The organism is Leptolyngbya cf. ectocarpi LEGE 11479, from assembly GCF_015207065.1.
In the GTDB taxonomy this organism is placed as follows: Bacteria; Cyanobacteriota; Cyanobacteriia; order Phormidesmidales; family Phormidesmidaceae; genus Leptothoe; species Leptothoe ectocarpi.
In genome coordinates, this window is the sequence record NZ_JADEXP010000451.1 from 1 (window position 1) to 4435 (window position 4435).

4 protein-coding genes are annotated in these 4435 nt (G+C 50.9%); 1 reads left to right on the top strand and 3 read right to left on the bottom strand.

Annotation, left to right across the window (positions count from 1 at the left end; translation table 11 throughout):
• On the top strand, nt 1-2751 hold a 2751-nt coding region (locus tag IQ260_RS28105), incomplete at its 5' end, for an Ig-like domain-containing protein (RefSeq protein WP_193996377.1).
• 47 nt (nt 2752-2798) lie between these two features.
• On the opposite strand, the gene IQ260_RS28110 is transcribed toward IQ260_RS28105, so the two are convergent.
• The 3 genes from IQ260_RS28110 to IQ260_RS28120 form a co-directional block, all read right to left on the bottom strand.
• Nucleotides 2799-3467 (bottom strand): CIA30 family protein, encoded by a 669-nt coding sequence (locus IQ260_RS28110; RefSeq protein ID WP_193996378.1) that lies wholly within the window; start codon nt 3465-3467, stop codon nt 2799-2801.
• 97 nt (nt 3468-3564) lie between these two features.
• Complete coding sequence (locus IQ260_RS28115; protein ID WP_193996379.1) at nt 3565-4140, bottom strand: Uma2 family endonuclease; 576 nt, start codon at nt 4138-4140, stop codon at nt 3565-3567.
• A 101-nt stretch (nt 4141-4241) separates the two neighbouring features.
• Nucleotides 4242-4435, bottom strand: a 194-nt coding sequence (locus tag IQ260_RS28120) for a hypothetical protein (protein WP_193996380.1), incomplete at its 5' end; no start/stop codon positions are given.

Genomic DNA, 4435 nt, shown 5'->3' on the forward strand with positions numbered 1-4435 from the left:
TCACTGAACGGCGATAGCGGCCTTGCTTTTACCGTCGGTGATGGCACAGACGACACTAGCCTGGCCTTTAGTGGATCCCTCGCCGATGTCAATGCTGCCCTAAACAACCTTACCTTTACCCCCAATCCTGACTTTGACGGCACTGCCACAGTACAAATTCAAACCACTGACACCCCAGGGGATAGCGATACCGAAACGCTCTCCATTACGGTCAATAATGCCCCTGACGTCACGAGTATTGCCCTCGGTGATACTAGCCCCACCAATGCTACTAGTGTCACCTTTGATGTCACCTTTTCAGAGAGTGTTACGGGGGTAGACGTTACTGACTTTGCCCTGGCAACCACTAACACCGCCGATGGGACCATTGCCAGTGTGAGCGGCAGCGGCACCAGCTATACGGTCATCGCTAATAACCTTACAGGTGACGGCAGTCTGGGTCTAAACCTGGTCGATAATGACAGTATTGTTAATGGCAATAGCCTTGCTTTAGGGGGAACCGGTATCTCCGGTAACGGCGATGGTAGTTTGACCGGAGACACCTACACCATCGATACCACCGCGCCTTCGGCTCCCTCTATCCCTGCCTTAGCCGCCATCTCTGACACCGGAAGTTCTAATACGGATCGCATTACTAGCAGCAACACTCCTACATTGATCGGTACCGCTGAAGCGAATAGTACGGTGACGGTGACCAGCGATGTGGATGGTGTGATTGGAAGTGCGATCGCAAACAGCATTGGCGAATGGACTATTATTGCCTCTACACTCACTGACGGCAGCCATAATATTACCGCCGCCGCCACCGATAGCTTCAACAACGTCAGTCCAGCCTCTGGCGCATTGCCTATTATCGTCGACACCGCCGTTCCCACGGTTACCAGTATTACTCCTAACCTCATATCCATTGTCGATAGCAATGTAGGAACAGGGACATTTACGCTGACTGTGGACTTTAGCGAGATTATGGATACCTCCATAGATCCGATACTTTCATTTCCAGTCGAAGATCCCTCCAATACGCTCGCTCTCAACACAGGCAGCTGGAGCGACAGTGACACCTACGTCGCTACCTATAATGTTGCCGATGCTAACGAAACGGTGAGCAATATCGATGTGCAAATCACCAACGCACAAGATACTGCGGGTAATCTCCAAACCACCGCCACCCAGATCGATGGATTTAGCATCAGCACAATATCCTCTATCGAGTTTGCCGCCGCTAATTTTACGAGCGATGAATCGATTGGCACCAGCAATGCCGTTACCCTAACCCGTACTGGCGACATCAGCACCACCTCCAGTGTTCAGGTCACCATCACCGGAGGCACCGCCGCTGACCCAGACTACACCAGCAGCAGTTTCCCCCTCACCGTTACCTTTGCACCAAATGAAACCACTCAGTCTGTCGCTGTTCCCATTACCGATGATCTCCTGTCTGAGGAAGACGAAACCATTCTCCTAAGTCTCATTGGTGCTAGCAATGCCAATGTTGGCTCTCAGGCTACAGCTACCCTCACAATTACGGATAACGATACGGCAGGGTTCAACCTTAGTAAAACTAGTGCAATCGTTAGTGAAGCCGGTGCCACAGACGTGTTTAATATCACCCTTACGGCTGCTCCTCTTTCTGATGTTGTTCTAACAGTTGCTAGTGACAACACAGACGAAGCGATTGTAGAGCCTGCTAGCGTTACTCTCAACAGTACTAACTGGGATACTGGGGTGGATGTCGCCGTTACGGGTGTGGATGATACGGCGGTTGATGGCGATCAAACTAGCACCCTCACTATCAGCGTTGATGCGGCTAACAGTGATGACAACTTTGACAGTTTGAGCGACCAGACTCTCAGCATTACGACCACTGATGATGATATTGCCCCAGGGCTATTAACACCGTTTGCCGATGCGAATAGTCTGGAAGTAACCAGCCTGGGAACCGACAATACCGTGCGGCTTGAAGTGGAGCAGGTGGGTGTTGATAACCTTAGTGAAATTCGGATCTTTAGTACTGATGCTACGGGTGATAGCCGCACTCAAATCGGTAGCTTTTCTCTATTAGAAGGGGGAACACTGCCCGATGCCTACGGACCTGCTTTCACGATCAACAATAACGCGATCGCACCAGGTGACTTTCTACAGTTTGAGCTAATAGACAGCGGCCAGACGCTGGTGGCTACGCCCACATCCATTAATGATGGTCAGGCAACTCTTGAGTTTGGAGAAGGCACTCAGCTAGCGATATCCCTATTTGATGCAAACAGAACGACTAATCTACTCAATGACGATGCCTCTATCATTGATTTGACTGGCTTGGCTGGAGCAACCGTCAATGTTGAATTTTCAGTTTATCGTGAGGCTAAACGTAACAACACCGTCAAATTTTACGCCACCGACTCCGCTGACGGCGGTATTGTCGTAGACCCATTACTCGGTACCGAGCTGCGCCCAGGAGACAGTGGTTACAAAGAAGCCGCCTTAGCCAGACAATTGGAGGTTGAGCTAACTGGAGAGAATAACCAGGTCAGTAACTTTGCTGCTACCTTAACTGGCGGTCAGTTCCTCAGTAGTTTCTTAATTATCGACAGTGGGGATGCTACAGCTGGAGAGATTTTATTCAGCCATGCTGGAGCCAACAACAACAATAATCATGTCCAACTCCTGGGGGATAACGTCTTCGGGTTTGAAGATATTATCGGGCTAGGCGATCGGGACTTCAACGATGTTGTTGTAGAGTTTGCGGTTGTTTAAGCGCTGGCTCATAGACTTTGTCCCACACAAGATGGGCCATCCCTCGGCTAATACACCTTGACTGATTCCACCAATAGCTGAAACGGTCCGGCCTCGAAGTGTGGATTTAGCTGGCGGTCGTACTCAAATTTACTTAGCATTAGCTGGAGTGAATAGATACGACCTGCATTAATGGGAGCCCGCTGGACAACTCGTGCTCGCTGCACGGCCTTCATGTCAGCAAATGGAATTCGCACGGTTACCCAGTCACCATCCGTTGTATCAAAGGAATAGGCGTAGGCAACCGTATCCCAGCCTGCGCCATCGCGTAAAAAGAACTTATAACGCTGTCCGTCGCCCTTGACGCGTAGTTCAATACCACTGTGGGTGCTCAGGTTTAGGGGCGGCTCAAAGTTACGAGTACGCACCGAGGCAAAGCCACCCGAGTTAGCTGTGGACACATAGCCCGTAAAGGCCAATCCTTCTGGCTGTAGCCGGGCTCCGCTCTGGCTAACACCGCCCATGACCACATCGTCGAGGGCTCCCCACAGCTCCCGCATTGGCTCGGTGGGCTGGCGAAAGTCAAAGACTACATTGGCCTGAAGCGACGGCGGCGGCGGTGGCGGTGACCCAAAGAACATGTTTTGCAGTGTGCTCACAATAGGAATGGCGTCAAAGTAGTTGAGGGTATCGAAAAAGCGACCGAAGTTCCACGATTGACGGGTTTGCTCTGGCATAGCCCTAAACTTAGTTGACGAACGTTTTTATTGTATAGCCGTCGCTAGAATCAGGGGTCGCTCGTAGGGTTGAGATGTGCGATCGCAATGCTTCCCACTAATCCCAAATCTCCGCTAAATTCAGAACAAAACCGGGTAGTACGTCTTCACCCGATAGCTGAGTTGGATTATCCAACTGCTGTGATGATGTGCTCTCTCGATAAATCTCGACTTGTTTATTTTGAGGATCAATCAGCCAGCCTAGCCGCACACCACAGTCTTGATACTCGACCATTTTCTGCTGTAGTACGGTCAATTTATCTGTTGCCGACCGTAGTTCGACGACAAAGTCAGGAGCCAATGGTAAGAACTTGGCCGGGTCAGGCGAAATGGCATCAATTCGTACTTTTTGCACCCAGGCAACATCAGGCGAACGGTCGGAGCCGTTGGGTAGCGAGAATCCTGTAGAGGAGTCAAAGACGACTCCAAGACTTGTCTGACGGTTCCAAAGGTTGAGTTCCGTTATTAGGTCTGCATTACGTTTGCCTGTTTCCCATCCAGTGGGTGGTATCAAAATTAAATCTCCTGTAGTGCTTCGCTCCATGCGGATATCGTGATTGACCTGGCACAGCTTGTAAAACTGTTCACGGGTTAGCTGACAAATGGGATCGAGGTTTAAGGTGAGGGGGGTCATGGGCAATGTAGCTCTGATAGAGCCCTGGGGCGTGCCTGCTGTTTAATCTTAGCGATTTGGAGGTGCGATCGCACTTGCTCGAGAAGTGCGATCGCACTGTCCTAGCCGACTCTAACCTTTCGGGTCAAAATTGCCATCACTTCATTGGGCTGTCCGGTGGGTAGCGGACGGCTCCAGTCGTTGGGTTCGGCGTAGTTACGCTGATGCAGTTCTTTAATGGTGAGCTGTACAAAGCCGAGGGTGCCAAATACCATATGGCGACCGTGTTCGTAGTCGTACTCTGGCAGCTGAGCAG